19 protein-coding genes are annotated in these 19,157 nt (G+C 45.3%); 8 read left to right on the top strand and 11 right to left on the bottom strand.

Features of this window, described 5'->3' with window-relative positions; genetic code table 11:
• Nucleotides 1–128: 128 nt before the first annotated feature.
• The 6 genes from LL966_RS04855 to dinB form a co-directional block, all read right to left on the bottom strand.
• Entirely contained in the window at nucleotides 129–2,435 is a 2,307-nt protein-coding gene (locus tag LL966_RS04855; protein WP_229350746.1) for an ATP-dependent helicase, read from the bottom strand.
• Nucleotides 2,436–2,669: 234 nt separating this feature from the next.
• Entirely contained in the window at nucleotides 2,670–2,918 is a 249-nt protein-coding gene (locus LL966_RS04860; RefSeq protein WP_229350748.1) for a hypothetical protein, read from the bottom strand.
• Between the two features lie 119 nt (nucleotides 2,919–3,037).
• Nucleotides 3,038–3,355 carry a DUF3606 domain-containing protein gene (locus LL966_RS04865; RefSeq protein WP_229350750.1) on the bottom strand — a complete coding sequence of 106 codons (318 nt, stop codon included), beginning with the start codon at nucleotides 3,353–3,355 and terminating at the stop codon, nucleotides 3,038–3,040.
• Between the two features lie 132 nt (nucleotides 3,356–3,487).
• Nucleotides 3,488–4,171 carry an alpha-ketoglutarate-dependent dioxygenase AlkB family protein gene (locus tag LL966_RS04870; RefSeq protein ID WP_317207118.1) on the bottom strand — a complete coding sequence of 228 codons (684 nt, stop codon included), beginning with the start codon at nucleotides 4,169–4,171 and terminating at the stop codon, nucleotides 3,488–3,490.
• Nucleotides 4,168–7,224, bottom strand: coding sequence for a DNA polymerase III subunit alpha (locus LL966_RS04875; protein WP_229350752.1), 3,057 nt, complete (start codon nucleotides 7,222–7,224; stop codon nucleotides 4,168–4,170). Before LL966_RS04875 ends, LL966_RS04870 begins: the two co-directional genes overlap by 4 nt.
• Nucleotides 7,225–8,409, bottom strand: a complete 1,185-nt coding sequence (gene dinB / locus LL966_RS04880; protein ID WP_229350899.1) for a DNA polymerase IV — start codon at nucleotides 8,407–8,409, stop codon at nucleotides 7,225–7,227.
• A gap of 399 nt (nucleotides 8,410–8,808) precedes the next feature.
• Here dinB and LL966_RS04885 point away from each other — a divergent pair, with 399 nt between their 5' ends.
• The gene (locus tag LL966_RS04885) at nucleotides 8,809–9,258 is read left to right on the top strand and encodes a response regulator (protein ID WP_229350754.1); all 450 of its coding nucleotides are present in this window, start codon (nucleotides 8,809–8,811) and stop codon (nucleotides 9,256–9,258) included.
• Nucleotides 9,259–9,330: 72 nt separating this feature from the next.
• Here LL966_RS04885 and LL966_RS04890 read toward each other — a convergent pair whose 3' ends face one another.
• Nucleotides 9,331–9,579, bottom strand: a complete 249-nt coding sequence (locus LL966_RS04890) for a DUF6965 family protein (protein ID WP_229350756.1) — start codon at nucleotides 9,577–9,579, stop codon at nucleotides 9,331–9,333.
• A 387-nt stretch (nucleotides 9,580–9,966) separates the two neighbouring features.
• Between LL966_RS04890 and LL966_RS04895 the strand changes: the two genes are divergently transcribed.
• Complete coding sequence (locus tag LL966_RS04895; RefSeq protein ID WP_229350758.1) at nucleotides 9,967–10,434, top strand: JAB domain-containing protein; 468 nt, start codon at nucleotides 9,967–9,969, stop codon at nucleotides 10,432–10,434.
• Nucleotides 10,435–10,659: 225 nt separating this feature from the next.
• Complete coding sequence (locus LL966_RS04900; protein WP_229350760.1) at nucleotides 10,660–11,115, top strand: hypothetical protein; 456 nt, start codon at nucleotides 10,660–10,662, stop codon at nucleotides 11,113–11,115.
• A 133-nt stretch (nucleotides 11,116–11,248) separates the two neighbouring features.
• Here the strand turns inward: LL966_RS04900 and LL966_RS04905 are convergent, their stop codons facing one another.
• On the bottom strand, nucleotides 11,249–11,548 hold the full coding sequence (locus LL966_RS04905) for a hypothetical protein (RefSeq protein ID WP_229350762.1): 300 nt from the start codon (nucleotides 11,546–11,548) through the stop codon (nucleotides 11,249–11,251).
• 312 nt (nucleotides 11,549–11,860) lie between these two features.
• Here LL966_RS04905 and LL966_RS04910 point away from each other — a divergent pair, with 312 nt between their 5' ends.
• The 5 genes from LL966_RS04910 to LL966_RS04930 all read left to right on the top strand — a co-directional run bounded on the left by LL966_RS04910 (nucleotide 11,861) and on the right by LL966_RS04930 (nucleotide 17,062).
• Nucleotides 11,861–12,250 carry a plasmid mobilization protein gene (locus LL966_RS04910; protein WP_229350764.1) on the top strand — a complete coding sequence of 130 codons (390 nt, stop codon included), beginning with the start codon at nucleotides 11,861–11,863 and terminating at the stop codon, nucleotides 12,248–12,250.
• Nucleotides 12,238–13,503, top strand: coding sequence for a relaxase/mobilization nuclease domain-containing protein (locus LL966_RS04915; RefSeq protein ID WP_229350766.1), 1,266 nt, complete (start codon nucleotides 12,238–12,240; stop codon nucleotides 13,501–13,503). Before LL966_RS04910 ends, LL966_RS04915 begins: the two co-directional genes overlap by 13 nt.
• Before the next feature lie 31 nt (nucleotides 13,504–13,534).
• Nucleotides 13,535–15,517 (top strand): conjugal transfer protein MobC, encoded by a 1,983-nt coding sequence (gene mobC, locus LL966_RS04920; protein ID WP_229350768.1) that lies wholly within the window; start codon nucleotides 13,535–13,537, stop codon nucleotides 15,515–15,517.
• Nucleotides 15,518–15,710: 193 nt separating this feature from the next.
• A complete protein-coding gene (locus LL966_RS04925) occupies nucleotides 15,711–16,721 on the top strand; it encodes an aldo/keto reductase (protein ID WP_229350770.1) in 1,011 nt (336 codons plus the stop codon).
• 83 nt (nucleotides 16,722–16,804) lie between these two features.
• The gene (locus tag LL966_RS04930; RefSeq protein WP_229350772.1) at nucleotides 16,805–17,062 is read left to right on the top strand and encodes a hypothetical protein; all 258 of its coding nucleotides are present in this window, start codon (nucleotides 16,805–16,807) and stop codon (nucleotides 17,060–17,062) included.
• Nucleotides 17,063–17,284: 222 nt separating this feature from the next.
• Here LL966_RS04930 and LL966_RS22855 read toward each other — a convergent pair whose 3' ends face one another.
• From LL966_RS22855 to LL966_RS04940, 3 genes are all read right to left on the bottom strand, one after another.
• Nucleotides 17,285–17,422, bottom strand: coding sequence for a YetF domain-containing protein (locus LL966_RS22855; RefSeq protein ID WP_394799452.1), 138 nt, complete (start codon nucleotides 17,420–17,422; stop codon nucleotides 17,285–17,287).
• Between the two features lie 426 nt (nucleotides 17,423–17,848).
• Entirely contained in the window at nucleotides 17,849–18,118 is a 270-nt protein-coding gene (locus tag LL966_RS04935; protein ID WP_229350774.1) for a hypothetical protein, read from the bottom strand.
• A gap of 259 nt (nucleotides 18,119–18,377) precedes the next feature.
• Complete coding sequence (locus LL966_RS04940) at nucleotides 18,378–19,082, bottom strand: SDR family oxidoreductase (RefSeq protein WP_229350776.1); 705 nt, start codon at nucleotides 19,080–19,082, stop codon at nucleotides 18,378–18,380.
• Nucleotides 19,083–19,157 lie beyond the last annotated feature (75 nt).

Here is a 19,157-nt window from a genome sequence, read left to right on the forward strand (position 1 = left end):
TTCTATATTATACGCCAATACAAAACAAAGCCCATTGTTTCAATTGAATAATGGGCTTTTGTATTAAAGTAAGCGATTAATTCTTTTAATTTAAGGCTATTTTGATACCTTTTTTTGTGGGGTAGTTTTCACCATTTTGGCTGCTCTTCGTCCGTGTTTTTATCATTAAAAATGTTCTGATTTATAGCAGTCTTTCCAGTCTCATCTTCAAATGGATCCGGAGCGTTTTTTAAGTTTTCGTGAAGCTGTAAGAGATCGGCAGGCGAAGAGATCTCTTCCTGTGCATCTGGTGCAGAAGTAAGAAAACGAAAAGCAAAATCAATGGGCTTTTCTTTTCCCATCTCAAAAAAATGCACAATATACTGGTTTTTCTCGCTGTCCACAGAAAGTACTTTTCCTTTGTTCCAGACTGGATGCTGTACAAGGTCTCCTTCGCTGAAAGAAGTATCTTCACTGCTTTTTGAAGCAGCTGCCGATGACTGTGCGGCCTGAAGGATCTCTGCTGACAGTTTTCCTTTACGCACATAAAACTCTTCCTTAATTTCAAAGAGAAACCTCGATGGATATTTGTTCAGCCCTGTGGTGAAATTAAACCCTTCCGAGTCGGTCATGTAAAACCTTTTCTCGGCTCTGGTAACGGCAACGTACATCAGCCTTCTTTCCTCCTCAATCGCCCTCTTTCTCCTTTCCTTAATGGAAAGCGCGCTGGGCAGCACCCCTTCTGTAAAACCGCACAGGAATACATAAGGGAATTCAAGGCCTTTGGAGATGTGGATGGTCATCAGACGCACCTTGTCCTGATTTTCAGTGTCTTTGTCAAGGTCGGTATAGAGCGCTATTTCCTGCAGGTATTCCGCAATATTTACAGGTCCGTTGTTTTCTTTTTCCAGAAGCAGCATCGAGCTTACCAGCTCTTTAATATTCTCCAGCCTGTCTTCATCGCCGTCTTTTCGGTAGAGTTCGGACAGTCCGCTTTTATCGAGTATGATTTTAACCAGATCCGAGATGGAATTTGTCTCGGCATCTGTTTTAAGTGCCGCAACGAGAGCCAGAAAGTCGGCAGCTCCTTTTTTACCGAGTTCCTTATCTTCAATATTATGCTGCAGTGCCTGAAGCAGCGGCAGGTTCTGCTCTCCTGCCAAAAGGCTCAGCCTTTCCATAAACTTTTTCCCGAGTCCTCTGGAAGGATGGTTGTGCAGTCGCAGGAAAGAAAAATTATCCCCTTGGACAATAAGCCTTAAAAAGGAAAGCACGTCTTTGATTTCTTTTCGTTCAAAAAAACGCACGCCCCCGAATATGGCATACGGAATGTTTTCCTTAATCAGTGCCTGCTCGATATTTCTGGAAAGATGGTTGGAACGGTATAAAATGGTTATATCGGAAAAGGCGGCATTTTCCGTTTTAAGGATTTCTTTGATTTCAGAAGCCACCCACACCGTTTCTTCATAGTCATTTTTGCCATGGAAATGCACCACCTCAACTCCCTCGGGATTGTCAGTCACCATATCCTTGTCTACCCTTATTTTGTTATTTTTAATGATATGGTTGCCCACTTTAAGAATGTTGGGCGTAGAGCGGTAATTCTGGTTCATGATGATGGTCTTCGTGTCAGGGAACATCCTGTCGAATTCCACCAGATATTCCGGTTTGGCGCCGCGCCATTCATAAATGGTCTGGTCAGGATCTCCTACAAGAAAGAGGTTCTGGTGCACACGGGAGAGTATTTCCACCAGATGGAACTGGCTGTCGGAGCTGTCCTGCGCCTCATCGACCTGTATGTAATGCAGCATTTCCTGCCATTTCAAAAGCACATCAGGATTGCTGTCGAGTATGAAAGCCGTAAAATGGATCAGGTCATCAAAATCCAGCGCGTAGTTGCGTTTCTGCTTGTCGAGGTATTTCTGGTACACGCGGCTGGAGAGCGAGTCCTTCTCATCTGGTTCAAAGCTTTTATTCTCCAGCATGTAGCCGAGGTAATCAGAGGTGCTCTTCTGCTTGGAGATAAAACGGAGCACCTGTTTGAAAGTCAGGTTTTTGGAATTGATGTCCAGCTCAGTAAACACCTCCCTTAAGATGGTTTTCTGGTCTTCGGCATCCAATATGATAAAATTCTTCGGATAATGGATTTTGTTTATTTCCTCGCGCAGAAACCGCACGCAGAACCCATGGTAGGTGGTGATGAAACTCACATCAAAAAGATCTCCAATAAGCGCCTTGACGCGTCTTTTCATTTCCTGTGCCGCCTTATTGGTAAAGGTAACGCAGAGGATATTGGAGGAATTGATGCCGAGCCTGTCCACAATATAGGCAAATCGGGAAGTCAGCGCCTTTGTTTTTCCTGATCCCGCTCCTGCAATGACACGCACGTATCCTTCTGTGGTTCTGACTGCCTGAAGCTGGCTTTCATTAAGATTTTCTAGAATCGGATCATTCATTTCTATGCAGTAAATTTTTTTTTATCTGTATTTATTTTCAGCATGCAGGCCGATCAAAATGCCCATACCGCAAAGTTATGCAATTATTTTAACTGGGAATGCTATTATAATTAATTGATTTACAGTAGTATAAAAGAAATCCTGAACAGAACCGGCAGTTTAATCAGCGCTTGATTCTCTTCAGGATTTTTTGTGTCTTTCCTGCTTTGCCGCCTTTCACCATTGAGGCGGGAGCTAATTGTCATCCTCGTCGTCTTCAACGGCTTTCTCCTCGTCAAGTGTTCTTCTGTCAGCATCAGGATCACGCTCGTCAGGACGAGGGTTCGGATGGTCTGAAGCATCACTGTGGATACCGGTTGTGTCATTTTCATGCTGGTTGATGGCCGGATCCTTTTTTTCCAGAAGCTCTGAATTTATGGAATCATCTGCTGCCTGATAAGTACGATCATCCTGATCATAGTTATCGAAATTTTCTCTAGACATAATTATAATTGTTTAGTTATTATACTTGAAATGCATATTTAAAATTAATAGGCCGGCTGATTTTTTTAAACAGCCTGCATTCTCAGTGCATATAAAAAAATCCACTGCAACATTATGAGTTACAGCTGTGACAGTTTTGAAGGATCGGTAGCCTCTCCGATGCTTTTTCCTTCAGCATTGTGACGGCTGCTGTCTTTTTCATTATCGTGCCACGGACCGTCTTTCATCCGAACCGTTTCAGATGCGCTTTCTCTTGAAGGGGGATTCCCGTCCAAATGCTCTGTCACTTCTTCGACAGTCGATCCTGCCGCTCTCACCGCATTCTTTAATATTTCTTCGGGCACATTTAGTTTTTCAGCCCACTGCTGGATTTCGGCCTGTTCTGAGATGTTGATATGCGAATTAACTTCTTGTCCTATGCTGTTTATATTTTCCATGATTTTTAATTTTTATAGTTAATCCAAAGTTACCATGACCGAAAATAACCCTGTTATATTATAAAACAGGATTATTATAGGATTGCTATGATTTATTTAGCTGCAGATCATGTGTTTATAAGGTATCTGGTTTTAGGATTCCCTGACCTGGCGGAAGGTAAGATTGATTCTTGGCAGCACTGGTCTGGCGGTCTTCGGAACCTGATGTTCCCAATGGGTATTGGTGCTGCCTGCCATAAGAAGAAAAGTGCCGTGGTGGAGCGGAATCTCAATAGGCGGAATATGTTTCAGTGTTTTATGACGAAGGCGGAACAGACGGGTTTCACCAAAGGTCACCGAAGCGATGTTCATATTCTTGTTGCTGGAAGAAGTTTTATCGCTGTGCCATCCGACACCGTCACTGCCGTCCCTGTAAAGGTTAAGGAGCACAGCATTAAAACGGATCTGCGTCTCGCTTTCAACCCGCTCGCGGATCTGCAGCAGTTCTTTGGGCCAGTCAGGATTTGATCTGCGCTCTGGTCTGTTCGTATCGCCGTACCACGAAATCATACGCGGGGCTGTCACTACCTTGTCGTACATCGGCATTTCGTATTCCCGCCACTGGGTGCCGTGGTATAATACGTTATAAAAATGATCGGATTCGGGCTTGCTGAAAAAATTATCAATCAGCAGCAGGTCGGCATCAGGGACGTCAAATATTCTTCTGCCGCCGTTTCCGGATGAAAAAATTTCGGTGTCGTCAAAAAGCATCATCTTCTTTAATTTTTTTAATTCATAATCAGGCTCCGGGCCCACAGCAGGAAAGAATCTTGTCAATTGCTCATTTTAAGCCTTGGAATATTAATTTCATGTTCCTGCGGATAAGGTGAGCGGTGGGTCATGCTCACATCTTCGCGCAGTTTCTGATGCGCTTTGTATTTCCAGTCATTTTCATGTTCATAACGCGGATCTGGGATAAAAGGCATCTTTGTCATCTTTATGACTGTAATGGTGGGAAAGTGGTAGTCCACTTCGACATTGCCCAGCAGCAGGTAGCAGCCTCCTCCCTGAAAAGGATATGCGGCCAGGCTGTCGGTAAAATGGGCCGTATCAAACATTTCTCCATCTGCGTCGATCCAGGTTCCGAAATACATATCCCCCATCTTGGTCGGAACGTGCTTGCGTGATATCAGGTAAGCAAGCATGCGCACCTGTTTTTTATGATGCGCCAGCAGGTCTTTTGCCATTACATTTCCCCTGAAACTGGTCCGAAGAAGGTCAAAAGGGGAGCAGGACACAGGAAAACCCAGAAGCTCAATCTCATCAAAGGCATCCTCAAAGGGGGATCGTTCCAGTTTAGGCAGCACAAATTCTTTAACCGGCTGCTCAAGCAGCATGGGATTTCGGTTCTCGGGCTTGAAGTTTACCAGAATAAGACGGGCAATGACCAGCAGCTGGTTTTTTGTTTTCCCTGTGAACCGGAATGCGCCGATAAAAATCAGAATCTGTATGGCTTCAATTCCTATGGGTATGCGGTTGATAAAATCCTCGATCGATTTGTACAGCCCGTTTTTTTCCCTTTCCTGCTGTATCAGAAAAGCTGTTTTGGATTCAAGGCTCTGCAGATGCATGAAACCCAGATAGACATCAGAACCATATAAAGCGGTTTCAAACTCGCTTTTATTCACGCAGGGATTGTGCACTGCTGCCCCTGACATCTTGGCTTCATGCACATAAACTTCCGTGCGGTAGAAACCGCCCTGATTGTTGATTACCGCCACCATAAATTCGATAGGATGATGCACTTTCAGATAGAGGCTCTGGTAGCTTTCCACGGCATAGGAGGCAGAGTGCGCCTTACAGAAGGAATAGCCCGCAAAGGACTCGATCTGGCGGTAGATTTCCTGGCTGAGCGCTGAAGGATGTCCCTGCGCCGCACAGGATTCAAAAAAGTGGTCTTTTACTTTCTGCAGGGCTGCTTTGGAACGTCCTTTTCCAGACATGGCACGGCGCAGAATATCCCCATCGGCTGCGGGAAGTCCGCCGTAATGAAGGGCAATTTTAATCACATCTTCCTGATAGACCATAATGCCATAGGTTTCTCCAAGCTGCTGCTCAAACACCGGATGGAAATATTCAAATCTGTCGGGATGATTGTGCCTGAAGATGTACTCTTTCATCATTCCTGACTGTGCCACCCCTGGGCGTATGATGGAGGAGGCAGCCACAAGGGTCTTGTAATTGTCACATTTCAGACGGCGCAGCAGACCGCGCATGGCAGGGCTTTCGATATAAAAACAGCCTATGGTTTTTCCCATTGAAAGAAACCTGTTGCAGCTTTCTTCGTTTTTTGAAATTGCAGTGTCCCGGATATTCAGCCTTACACCGCGGTTTTTTTCTATAAGCTTTACGCTGTCATCAATGTGGCCAATCCCCCGCTGGCTCAGTATATCAAACTTTTCAAGCCCGATGTCTTCCGCTGTATGCATGTCAAAAAGCACTATGGGAAAGCCCTTAGGAGGCATTTCCAGTACCGAATAATTGGTAATGGGCTCTTCAGAAATAAGTATGCCGCAGGAATGCATGCTTCTCTGGTTCGGATATTTTTCCAGCATCATGCCGTACCGCTGCACTTCCCTTACCACTTCATTGGCCGGATGCAGGGTCATCGGGTTTTTGGCCAGTGCATCGAGTTCTTCCTTTGGAAGCCCGAAAACCTTGCCGACTTCACGAAAAATCGAACGGTATTTGAATTCCACATTTGTGCCGCAGAAGGCCACATGGTCATAGCCGTAACGTGAAAAGATGTATTCCAGTATTACGTCGCGTTCTTTCCAGCTCCAGTCGATGTCAAAATCCGGAGGGCTTTTGCGGTTCAGGTTCAAAAAACGCTCAAAGTACAGATCCAGTTCCAAAGGGCATATATCGGTAATCCCAAGACAGTAGGCAATGATGCTGTTAGCGCCGCTGCCCCGTCCGATATGCAGAAAGCCCTGAGAATTGCTGAAGCGGATAATATCCCAAGTGATCAAAAAATAACCGCTGAATTCCAGCTGGTCAATTACCTTGAGCTCTCGGAACATCCTGGATTTTGCCTCTGCATTATGCTGCCCATAGCGCCATTCCAGTCCCTGCTGGGCAAGGGTGGTCAGAAGCTGCAAGTCGTCCTTTTTGTTATTGGTATAAAATTTCTTGTTTTTTGGTGTTTTGAAATCAAATTCAAAATGGCACTCCCTGATTATTTTTTCCGTGTTGGAGATGATCTTGGGATATTCTTCATAACATTTGAGGATCCTGTCCAGGTCAACCATGACTTCATACTGCCCGCAGTAATCGGCAGCGCTGAGGCGGGAAAGAATTATATTCAGGTCAACAGCCCGAAGTATTTTATGCAGTTTGTATTCGGTTTTGGTACGGAAGGTAACCGGCTGCATAACGGCCATCCTGTCAATTTTCGTCTTCCAGCTTGTGATTACCAGTGCGGGCGTCTGTTCGGGGCGAAGTCCGATAAATTCATGTTCTTTTAAAACAGCAGGAACATTCTCCAGAGGATAAATCACAAAAACATTTTTAAAGTCGGGAGCTGACTGGGGAAGTGCCGTTTTTTCAAAATTATGCCGGGTCAGAAAGCGGTTCATTTCAGCAAGACCCGCCGCATTTTTTGCCAGTCCGATAAAACGCAGCTGATGCTCTGACCGGAATTCTATTCCGACAATAGGCTTGATGCCTGCAGCCTGGCAGCCTTTTATAAAATCATAGATCCCCGTCACGGTATTAATATCAGTCAATGCCATCGCCTTGACACCCAAGGCAGCGGCCCTGGATATCAGATCCTCAAGCGGTATGGTGCCATAACGCAGGGAATGGAAGGAATGGCAGTTGAGATACATTTAATCTGTTTTGCGTTTTAAAATTTCATTTTTAGTATTGGGTTTAAAAGAGGCGCCTGCGCATCGCATCACAGCATCAAAGCCGTAGCGGTTTTTCATGCGGTCCATAGCCTGATATAGCGCCAGCATTTCTTCGGTATCATTGAAAAGATCAATCTGATAAGTTCCCCTGACCAGTCCGCTGAACCGCACCCCGATCAGGCGCAGGCGCATCCGGCGCTGGTAGAGCCTGCCAAAAAGATCCATTGCGGCCTGGGTCAGGATATGATCTGCCGAGGTATACTGCACCCTGCACTGCTTGGTTTCGGTATCAAAATTGGCGTACCTGATCTTGACCGTAACCGTTGAGGTGAGCCACTGCTCGGAGCGCAGCTGGTAGGAAAGTTTCTCTACCATGCCCAGGATGACCCTTCCCAGTTTATCCATGTCAATGGTATCCTGTGAAAAAGTATGCTCGGTGGAAATCGACTTTCTTTCGGTATACGGTTCCACGGGGTTATTGTCAATGCCATTGGCTTTTTTCCAGAGTTCAATGCCGTTCTGGCCGATCATGCGCTGGAGCGCTTCGGCTGGCATTTCAGAAAGTGTCTTAATGGTGCGTATGCCGATTCGGGATAAGAGCTGGAAGGTTTTATCGCCCACCATCGGTATTTTCCGCACTGAGAGCGGGTTTAAAAAAGACTGCACCAGATGCTCCGGGATTTCAAGGTTCTGTTTCTGTTTTCCTTCTCCCGTCCCTATTTTTGATACGGTTTTATTCACCGAAAGGGCAAAGGTGAGGGGGAGGCCCGTTTCCTTTGTAATGCGCCGGGAGAGTTCATCAGTCCACTTGTAGCTGCCGTAGAATTTATCCATTCCGGTAATGTCCAGATAGAATTCATCGATAGAGGCCTTTTCTGCTACGGGAGCCTTTTCCTGAATGATTTCGGTAACCTCATGGGAAAGCCTTGAATAGAGCTCCATATCGCCTTTCATCACTTTGGCCTGCGGACATAACCTGAGTGCCATCTGGATCGGCATGGCCGAGCGCACCCCAAAACGTCGCGCCTCATAAGAGCAGGAGGCTACAACGCCCCGATCCCCGCCGCCAATAATCAGCGGAATCCCATTAAGCTCTGAATTGGTAAGCCTTTCGCAGGAGACGAAAAATGTGTTCATATCGATGTGTACAATTGCCCGGTTCATAATCTGTATCATTTATATCTTTCAAAATTAGTACAGATGGTAACAAGTTTTGTAAATATTATGTTCTAAATAATAACAAAAAATCAAAACACTGATTTTACGGGCGGTCTGGATTATGCTGCAATTAAGAAGAAAGACTTTATTCAGAATTTACGGCAGCTCTTTATTTTGGATTTTTTTAAACCAGCGCCGCCAGCGTATTTGGATTTTTCCAAACAGGCATTTTAGCCCACAGAAATCATCTTTTTTTGAAAGTTTTTTCTTTTAGAAAAAAAGAATTATCTTTACAGTTACCATCAAAAAATGTAATTCTATTTTCAATAGTCTAAAACCTAAGTTTTTTTAACCACTGCGGCTTTCAGATCTATTTTTACTTGCCGCATTATAAATTTAAAAGCTATGCCGCAAAAGCAGAATTGGGAGAAGATTATTTATCTGGCTGAAGATGACGAAGATGACAGACTGCTGTTTGCTGATGCAGTCGAAGAATTAAACCTGCCCATTTTGGTAGTGCATACAGCAGACGGCTGCGAACTGCTGGAAACCCTTGAAAAGGCGAAGCATCTTCCTGAAACGATATTTCTGGATATCAATATGCCCCGAAAAAACGGATTTGAATGCCTTAAAGAAATTCGAAACGGTGGCAGCGATTTCAAAAATATAAAGATTATCATGCTATCCACCAGCAGCAGTGCGATGCATATACGGACCGCCTATAATCTCGGGGCGGATTATTATGCCGTAAAACCGCCTACCTTTATGGAATTGAAAGATCTTTTAAAGGAGATTTTGGACAGTGACCTTAAGAGCTTAAGAAAAGAGATGGAAAAAAAACTGCCCGCCTGCTAAAAATAAAAATAATGATGAGGTATCTGGATGCTTGCGGATCTTTAATCAGACAAGATCTTACAGGACGGGGCTTTATTCTTCAGGGGCCGTTTCTTTTTCAGGGTTCCCTTGAATGGGCATGGTGCGTTTGATGTGCAGGTAAAAATCCTTGAGATGCCACCAGGCCGGGCATCTTTCTACAGGGCCGTTGAAATTGCGGATGCCGATGTAGCAGCTCTTCAAAAAAAGCTGCGTATCTGTAATCTTTGCCCAGGGCTTCCATTCCACCTCAAGGGGAGGAGGAAACGCTTCAAAATGTCTTTTTATATCTTCGTAATTCATGCTGCAAAAGTAGTTCAAAACTGCACTTCAGGCAAATCTGGCAGTGGTCTTACGGCATATTTAGCTGCTGTTTTTCCGTAGTGCTTAAACACTGTTCTGGAGTCCAGCTGTTTGCTTCTGGCTTATGTCCTTAATTTAATATAAAAGCGTCATGCAGCACAGCTTTCAGATGTCCCTGGTCTCATTTATTTTTCACGGTGCAGGCTAACCGCTTCGGATGTAAATACCGTTTAATTCCATCACAAAGGTCGGGCACAGCGGCGCGGGGCGCTGCAAAAAATTCCCCCATAAATGCAGGACAGCCGTCCTGCTTTATTGCGTTGCTTTCTGCGCTTGCTTCCTTCTGCCCGCGGGCGGTGCTAAAATTAATCTTAAATATTTAGCATCATGAAAACACAAGAAAACAGCAATTGGAAAATTGTTTCAGAAATTGATCTGGTTTATAGAACAAAAGTTAAAAATTCTGAACGACCTCATGTTACATCCTCCAGATATGCCTACACGCTTTTGAAAGACAGCTGGGATCCCGGCAAGATTGAATTTCTGGAGCAGTTCAAAGTCCTGCTGCTCAATCACTCCAACAGAGTATTAGGCATTTATGAAGCTTCGTCAGGAGGTATTACCGGAACCGTCGTAGACATTCGATTGCTGTTTGCGGCAGCACTTAAAGCCAGTGCCGTAGGCCTGATCCTTGCACACAATCATCCTTCGGGAACTTTAATTCCTTCAGATCCGGACAAACAGATCACAAGAAAGATAGCGCAGGCTGGAGAACTGCTGGATCTCAGGCTGCTGGATCATCTGATTGTGACCTCGGAGAACTATTATTCCTTTGCAGATGAAGGCGCTTTATAGCGCCTTTTTTATTTTTTTTGTGGAAAAATGAAAGCTTTAAGCCCCGCCAGCCTGCAGCAGAGCGGTCCGTTTACGCATCTGGTAAGGCAGATTAAGCATAGGCAGCATATAAAAGGTTTTTAGGTGTTTAATACTGTGAATCCTGCAGTATCTTTACGTGAATATATGAAACAGATTGGTTTAAAGCCACTATCGCTTTGACACTTAAAATAAATGCGTAGCCGTATGAAAATAACTCACTATTTAATGACGGGAGGCGAACTGAGCAGCGGGCTGCTGATTTTTGCCGGAGCCGCGCTTTTTTTTTTATTAATGGAAGCATCAGGGCTGAACCAGATCCTGCATACCCGTTTGCTGAACGTTATTTTTATTTTCTTCGGCGTGAACAGAATATTAAGGATGAATCTTGCACAAGGGCAGAACAATTTTCTCTTAAACGCGGTATCAGCAATGACTGCTTCATTTACCGGGGTGGTGCTGAGTCTGGCAGCCCTTATGATTTACAGTTATGCGAGAGGAGGTGATGCTTACATTAAGTCGCTGCCGCAGACTTTAATGTATGGAGGAGAACCTTCCGTACCCTTATATATTCTATGTTTCTTATTTGAAGGATGTGCTTCGTGCATAGCAACCACTGTCGTAATGATGCTATACTTGAACAGCAGGTTCAAAACAGGCTAGAGACTGCTTTTGAAATAGCAGAGGCAGTATTGTAAGAGGCATTTTAGAGGTATCTTTTTTTATAGGGAATAACAGCTCGTAAAGACACAGCCTGCACAAAAGAAGCCGGCCTTTTTTCAGCCGGCGGAATTCTTTAAGAAGACTTTTTTTTCTCTGTTCCCAAATCAGAAAGTTTCCCGTTCAGTTCGGTAAGTCCTGCACGCTGGAGACACTCTTCAGAGAGCTGTCTGAGATCGGCAGTATTCTCCTTTGGAATGCTTTGGAGCAGCAGCGAAAGGCTGCCTTCATTCTCTGTAATGCCGCGCTCGATCACATGATGGAGCAGCAGCACATTTTTCCTTGAAATCTTCAGGTCCATTCTCACCATCTCATTCATTCCGGGGCTGCTCATAATCGTATCGAACACCCTCACCGCATCATTTTCTGTCAGCATAATTCCCGAGTTTTAAATTAATAATTGATTCTGTCAAAGATACGGTGAAGCGCTGAAAACACCCCGTTCAAAATATGGCTGGGATAGGCTGTATTCATGCTGCTTTTCTACATTCGCTGAAGAATCGTTCTAAGGGACTTTTTAAGACTGGATGTTTTAAAGGGGCTGTGGGACTGCCTCGTTCCTGCAGTCGGCCAGATGTCCGTTTGTTAAACAAACGCATCCGGCTGTCTTGTGCTCGGAACTCGCGGCAGTGATTCGGGAAGATAAATTGGGGAAGAATGAAGTGTAAAGAAAGGAAAGGGAAACAAGATGGAGAAAGAGAATGTAAACAGAAACCGAATTGCCGCGGTTCGCTTTACCGCGGCGGAATACAATAAACTGGTAAAAAGGTTTAAGGCAACCACCTGCCGGAAGATGAGCGAATATCTCAGGAAATGCGTACTGCATCAACCCATTGCCACCAATTACCGAAATGAATCACTTGATGAGTTTATGCTGGAGCTCATCCGCCTTCGCAGAGAGCTCAATGCGCTTGCCGGCAACTTTAACCAGACCGTTAAAAAACTCCATACCCTGAGGCAGATTCCGGAGTTCAGGGACTGCATTATGCAGAGTGAGGCCCAGCGTCAAGCCCTGCTGGAAAAGGTGGAAGAAATCCAGAAAGCCATTGACAGAACAGCCGCGAAATGGTTGCAGTGATAAAGACCGGACATTCGGTGCGGAGCATTTTCAATTACAATGAAAAGAAGGTTAAGACGGGAGAAGCTCATTGTATTGGAGAGGGCAATTATCCGATGGATGTTTCGCGCATGGCACCCGCAATGAAACTGGGCAGGCTGCTGCACCAGAATGCCCTTAACGGAAATGTGAAACGGGGCAGCGTGCACATCTCTTTAAACTTTCACCCATCAGAGAATTATCCATCCGAAAAGCTGATGGAAATTGCCCGAACCTATATGGAAAAAATAGGGTTCGGAGACCAGCCTTATCTGGTGTACCAGCATCATGACGCAGGGCATCCGCACATTCATCTGGTGTCTATAAAAGTAAGAGAGGACGGCTCGAGAATCGATATGCAGAAAATCGGGAAAAACCAGTCGGAGAAAGCCAGAAAAGAGATTGAAAAAGATTTCGGGCTGGTGCGGGCTGAAGAGGCAAAAAAGGAAGTGTTTTCTTCCCTGAAACCAGTTCCGGCCGCAAAGGCGCAGTATGGTAAAATGGAATCTAAAAAAGCCATGGCTGCGGTGCTTCATTCGGTAATTTCCAGTTACAAATACACTTCTCTGGCGGAGCTCAATGCGGTGCTGCAGCTTTACAATATTAAGGCCGACAGAGGCAGCGAGAATTCGCGCGTTTTTGCCTCGGGAGGACTGCTTTACAGAATAGTTGACAAGAGCGGAAAACCAAACGGCGTTCCCATTAAGGCAAGCGATTTTTCGATGCGTCCGACACTGGCTTTTCTGGAAAGAAAATTTACTTTAAACAATACCGAAAGAGCTTTTGAAAAAAAGAGAATCCGAAGCGCTGTGGACAGTGCATTTTTCGGAAAGGATCAGACTCTGGACAGGCTGGTTTCACTGCTCGAAAAAGAGGGAATCAGCACGGTGCTGCGAAAGAGCAATGCAGGTCTTCTGTATGGTCTTACCTATGTGGATCATGCCACCAGATGCGTGTTTAACGGCAGCGCGCTGGGAAGAAATTACAGCGCCAAAGCAGTGCTGGAAAGGTGTTCTGCAGCGGGTGGACAAGAATTGTTCCGGACAGCTGGAGAGGTTCTGGAAAACAGCACTGTTTTCAGTGAGAAGCATTCTCCTGAAAGCATGATGCAGGGTATCAGCGCCAAAGGACTCGAAGAGCTGATACGGTCCGAATGGCAGATGGATTATGTCAGCGGAAAATTTAAGGGAAGGCGGAAAAAAAGGAATAGAAAAGGACGTTCGGATCTGAATTAATCAGAAGGATCAACAATAAAATTTGAGAGCTATGCAGACGGGAGAAAATGAACAGGCGCTGAGAAAAATATTGGATATGACTAGACTGATGAGCATTATGGTACTAATGCTCCATTTTTATTATTACTGCTACGGGGCATTCCGTTTCTGGGAGCTGACCGGAGCTTTCGGGGATAAGATTCTGGATTCTGTTTATAAGACGGGACTGTTCGCAAGCTTTCATATTTCCAAATTTATTTCTTTAGGGCTGCTGGTGATTTCCCTTCTGGGAGCAAAAGGAAAAAAGGATGAGAAGCTGCAGGTAAAAACAGCTCTTTATTATACAGGCGCAGGACTGGCGGTTTATTTTCTGAGCGGTCTGCTGCGGCCTTACGGAGGTGCTGGTCCAGTTTATGCTGTTCTGTATATGGGAGCTGCTCTGCTGGGATTTCTGCTGGTGCTTTCAGGAGGCACGCTGCTGTCGCGGATCATTAAAAACAGGCTGGCTGCCGCCGATATTTTCAATACCGAAAATGAGACCTTTCCGCAGGAAGAACGGCTGCTGGAAAATGAATATTCGATTAACCTTCCAGCTCGTTATTTTCTGAAGGATAAAATTAGAAACAGCTGGATCAACATCATCAATCCTTTCCGCGGACTGCTGGTTTTAGGAACTCCCGGTTCGGGCAAATCCTATTTTGTCATCCGCCACGTCATCACCCAGCATATTGCCAAAGGATTCAGCATGTTTGTCTATGATTTCAAATACGATGACCTGTCAAAAATCGTCTACAATACCTTTGAGAAATACAAGCATGTCTATACGGTTATGCCTAAATGCTATTTCATCAATTTTGACAGCATCATGCACCGCTGCAATCCGCTGGATCCGCAGAGCATGGACGATATTACCGATGCCTCTGAATCGGCGCGCACCATTCTTATGGGACTTAACAGGGAGTGGATCAAAAAGCAGGGAGACTTTTTTGTGGAGTCGCCGATCAACTTTTTATCGGCCGTAATCTGGTATCTCAGAAGGTATAATGACGGGGAGTTCTGCACCCTGCCGCATGTCATCGAGCTCATGCAGGCAGACTACGACAGCCTGTTTACCCTGCTGCGCACCGATAAGGAAATCGATGTGCTGATCAACCCCTTTATCACTGCCTATCTCAACGATGCCATGGAGCAGCTCGAAGGGCAGATTGCATCTGCTAAGGTGGCCATGGCAAGGCTGTCCTCACCCCAGCTTTATTATGTGCTCTCCGGAAATGATTTTACTTTAGACATCAACAATCCTTTGGAGCCCAAGATTGTCTGCATGGGAAACAATCCGCAGAAAATACAGATCTACGGCGCCGTTTTGTCGCTGTATGTAAACCGTCTGGTGAAGCTGGTCAACAAAAAGGGAAAACTCAAATCCAGCCTTGTTTTTGATGAGTTTCCGACCATCTATCTTAACAATATGGACAGCCTGATTGCCACGGCCAGAAGCAACAAAGTCAGCACCTGTCTAGGGGTTCAGGACTTCAGCCAGCTGCGTAAAGACTACGGGCGCGAGCAGGCCGATGTGATTATGAACATCACCGGAAACATCATCTCGGGACAGGTAACCGGAGATACCGCCAAACAGCTTTCGGAGCGTTTCGGGAAGATCATGCAGGACAGGGAAAGCGTGTCCATCAGCAGTTCGGATACTTCGATAAGCCGCTCCAGACAGCTCGAAGCCGCGGTTCCGCCGTCGAAGATTTCGTCCTTAAGTTCGGGTGAATTTGTGGGCATGACTGCCGATGACCCGCAGTGCAGGATCAAGCTTAAAACATTTCATTCAGAAATCTTAAATGACCATGATGCAATGCGGAAAGAAGAGGAGAGCTATCAGGAAATACCGCCTGTCAGAAAGCTGGATAATACGATGATACAGCAGAACTATATGCAGATCAAGCGTGACGTGCAGGAAATCATCTATACTGAGATGGACAGGCTTCTGAATGACCCGGCGCTGCAGCATCTGGTAGTTTTTAAGAAAAAGTGACCGCTGGCTTAAAACGGTTTTCCGGACAGATTTTAAGGATTTAAATTTCTCAGAACTGTAAATAATGAAACTCTGCAATGGTAATTCTATAGCTTGATAGCTGGAAATTAAACGAAATTTGAAACTCATTAATTATTGCATAGGCGAGGGCATTTAGACTCAGCCTTCCCTTGCGGCTTTTAAATAAATTGCCATGAAAGAAAAAGAGAATCAGCATAAACGCTATCGTCCCCTGACCGTCTCAGGATTAGGCGGTGTTGCCGCCGGAAACGGCTTTCACGAGAATCCCGACACAGCTGTCAATGAGGCTTTGGAAGCGGCATGGAACAGCGGAGTCCGCTATTTTGACACCTCGCCCTGGTATGGTTTGGGGCTCAGCGAACGCCGTTTGGGCCATTTTCTGCGAAATAGGAAACGGGAAGAGTATACCCTGTCTACCAAAGTGGGACGCCTTCTCACGCCTGACGAAGATTTTAAACTCGAAAACGGGCTGTGGAAAGGCAGGCTTAATTTCTCCTACCGCTATGATTATTCGGCAGAAGGAACCAGAAAAAGCATTGAAGACAGTCTGCAGCGCCTTGGGCTTCCTTATCTGGATATTGTGTACATACACGATCTCTCGCCTGACAATCAGGATATGAAAGAAAACTGGACCGTATATTTTGACCAGGCCCTAAAAGGGGCAATTCCCGAATTGACCAGAATGAGGGAAGAAGGGATTATAAAAGCATGGGGATTTGGCGTGAACACTCTTGAGCCCGCCTTGAAGGCAATTGAGCAGGCTGATCCTGATATTTTTCTTTCTGCAACCCAGTACTCCATCATAAAACACGAAGAGGCTCTGAGAACCCTTTTTCCGGCTTGTGAAAAAAGAAATATCTCCATAGTGGTCGGAGCACCTTTAAATGCCGGTTTTCTGGCGGGAGTGGAGCGCTACGACTATTCGGGAACTTTTCCTGCAGGCGTTATGGAAAAAAGAAAAAGGCTGCTTGGTATCTGCAGCATCCACGGTGTGGATCTGCGCACCGCTGCCCTTCAGTTCTCTGCCGCGCCAGCCGTAGTTTCAGCAGTCATACCCGGAGCCTGGAATCCGAAGCAGGCAGCCGCCAATGCAGCTTCTTTTAAGGCTGAAATTCCCAAAGCATTCTGGGCAGCGCTTAAAGAGGGCAAACTCATCGCGGAGGATGCTCCCGTGCCTGCATAAATCAATTGCACAGAACTTTACCATGAACCAGCAGCAGCCCTTTTATGGTAATGACGCTGCTTTCGGTATCTGAATCTAAAAAAATGAGACCCTGGTCATCCAGCACAATTAAGGCCTCTAAGAGCAGCGATTGGTTTTCTGGATCATCAGCCGGGTGGCCCGTAAACTCAGAACCTGAGGCCTCGGCAGCAGCAAGTTCTGCAAGCTCTTCCGGAGTACAGGCCAGGGCTTATCTGGAGGCAAGCAGCCGGAGTATTTTTGCTGTGAAAGGGGTGGTTTACATGATAAAAATTTTTTCACTTATATACATAAAGGAAAGCGGTGCAGTTTTAAAGGCATGAAGCATTTATCTTCAGCAAAGTGTGCCGGGAGTCAATGGAGCGCTGCAGGTTTAAAGAAAAAGTTAACTTAAGTTGGCACAGGTGAATAAGAAATAATATTAGAAATTTAAATATCACTCCTGCGGCAGAGGAAATCTGCAGGAAATATTATCAGGGGCTGCTCTTTGAGAATGCAGACTCCCGCATCGTGTGCTGCGAAGAAATCCTGAAGCACGGATCTGTTTATACCGTTACATCATCCAGAGAACTTCTGCCGCCGCCGACAGCTTTCCTGACCACTGTAATCTGTCCGTTAAGTTCCGCCACAACAGACTTAACGTCATCGATCTGGTCGATTCCAGTGTTTCTTTTATGGAGAATATCTCATCTCTGGTCACGGCTTCTTTTGCCATGTTCTCCGTTGTAATAGATAAGGCGGGGCACTGCATTTAAAGCCTTTCCATTTTCTTGGAAGAGCGCGCAATCCAGGCCAAGATATACTGCAGGGCAATAATCAGAAAAAGCACGATTGCCCCTTCTGCGAGAGGCGCCATTGCCAGCATCATATAAGTCAAGATGGATCCCAGGGCCGCAGTCACCTCAAAATCAAAAGCATTAAGTTTCGCGAGCGTGCGTTTCCTGAAATCCTCAGAAAGAAAAACAGGGTAATAAAAGCGATGACGGTGCAAAGCACAACAGGGCCGATGCTTTTGCAGTCTTTAAAAAAACTTCTTCCATATTATTGCGCTTGGATATTTCCTGCAGCAGACAGCCGCATTTTTTCATCACTGCAATGCGGAGCGGAAATTATTCCTCACTCTGCAGAGACTGCTTAAAGTTTTCCGCTTCAGATTTTAAAAGATCCTTGTATTTTGCCAGACCAATGCCCAATATCGGCACAGCCAGAGAGCCGATAAAAGCGGCAGCCTGTTTATTGCCTTTTTTAGTTAGATAGGAAGACAGCAGTAAGGAGCCTACTCCTCCAAGAAGGATCAGTTCTCCCGGAATATCAGCCAGTCTGCTTTCAATTAATTCCCTGATATTTTCTAAATTCTCTTCATTAAGCAGGTTTTCCATAAGTGTCAATTTGATGTTATTTTTATTTTAAAATTAGAATTAAAAAGACAATAGGGTTTACAGAATACTCCAGCGCGTTTATATAATTATAAGCACAATAGGTTTTGTTTCCTTCTTCTTAATTGTTGCGGCGATAATTTTAATCATGATTTTGGCCTGCAGAGCAGACACTTTTTAATAAAATAAGCTTATTTTGCCGTAAATAAGAAAGCAGCCTAAAGGGCTGCTTTCTATTCTTTAAATAAAATTAATTTTTGAATTATTTAGTTTTCGTCGGACGGACTTCTATTTTGCTTGGCAGCACATTAGGGTTCATTTTTAGCAGATCCACAACCAGCTGCCCGATATCGGAGGGCTGGATTTTCCAATTATCCTCCTCGCTTGGAGAATGGCCGTTAAAGTTTGAAGCGGTAGATCCCGGAAGGATGGTGGTGCATTTGACATCGTAATCCCGCAGATCCAGCATGGCGGCCTGGGTAAAGCCCACAAGTCCGAATTTTGAGGCGTTGTAGGCAGCCCCTCCGGCAAAGAAATTAGCTCCTGCAAGTGAAGCGATGGAGATGTAATAGCCTTTGTTGGCTTTAAGCTGCGGGGCGGCCGCTTTCAGGGTATGAAATGCGCCGGTGAGATTGGTGCCGATCATAGCATTCCAGTCTTCGAGGGAAATTTCGTCTATGGGAGCAAATTTCCCAATCCCTGCATTGGCAATTACGATATCCAGTGTTCCGAATTCCGATACTATCTGCTCGACTGCTTTAAGTTCGTCGTTAAAATTTCTCACATCGGACTGAAGCACCAGCACGTTCTGCTTTCCTAATTGCTGCTGCGCCTTTTCAAGGGCATCTGCATCCCTTCCTGATACAGCTACTTTTAGGCCGTTTGCCACTAAAGCTGCTGCAATGCCCAGACCGATTCCTTTGGAGGCGCCGGTGATATAAGCTGTTTTGTTTTCTATGTCCTGCATTATGGGTAAGATTTTTTTGAGTTTTTATTTTCTGCTCACTTTAAAGTTTGCCGCTGCTCGATTTTTTACGAAGAG

Origin of the sequence: Flavobacterium chungbukense, assembly GCF_020805785.1 — a bacterium.
GTDB lineage: Bacteria > Bacteroidota > Bacteroidia > Flavobacteriales > Flavobacteriaceae > Flavobacterium > Flavobacterium chungbukense.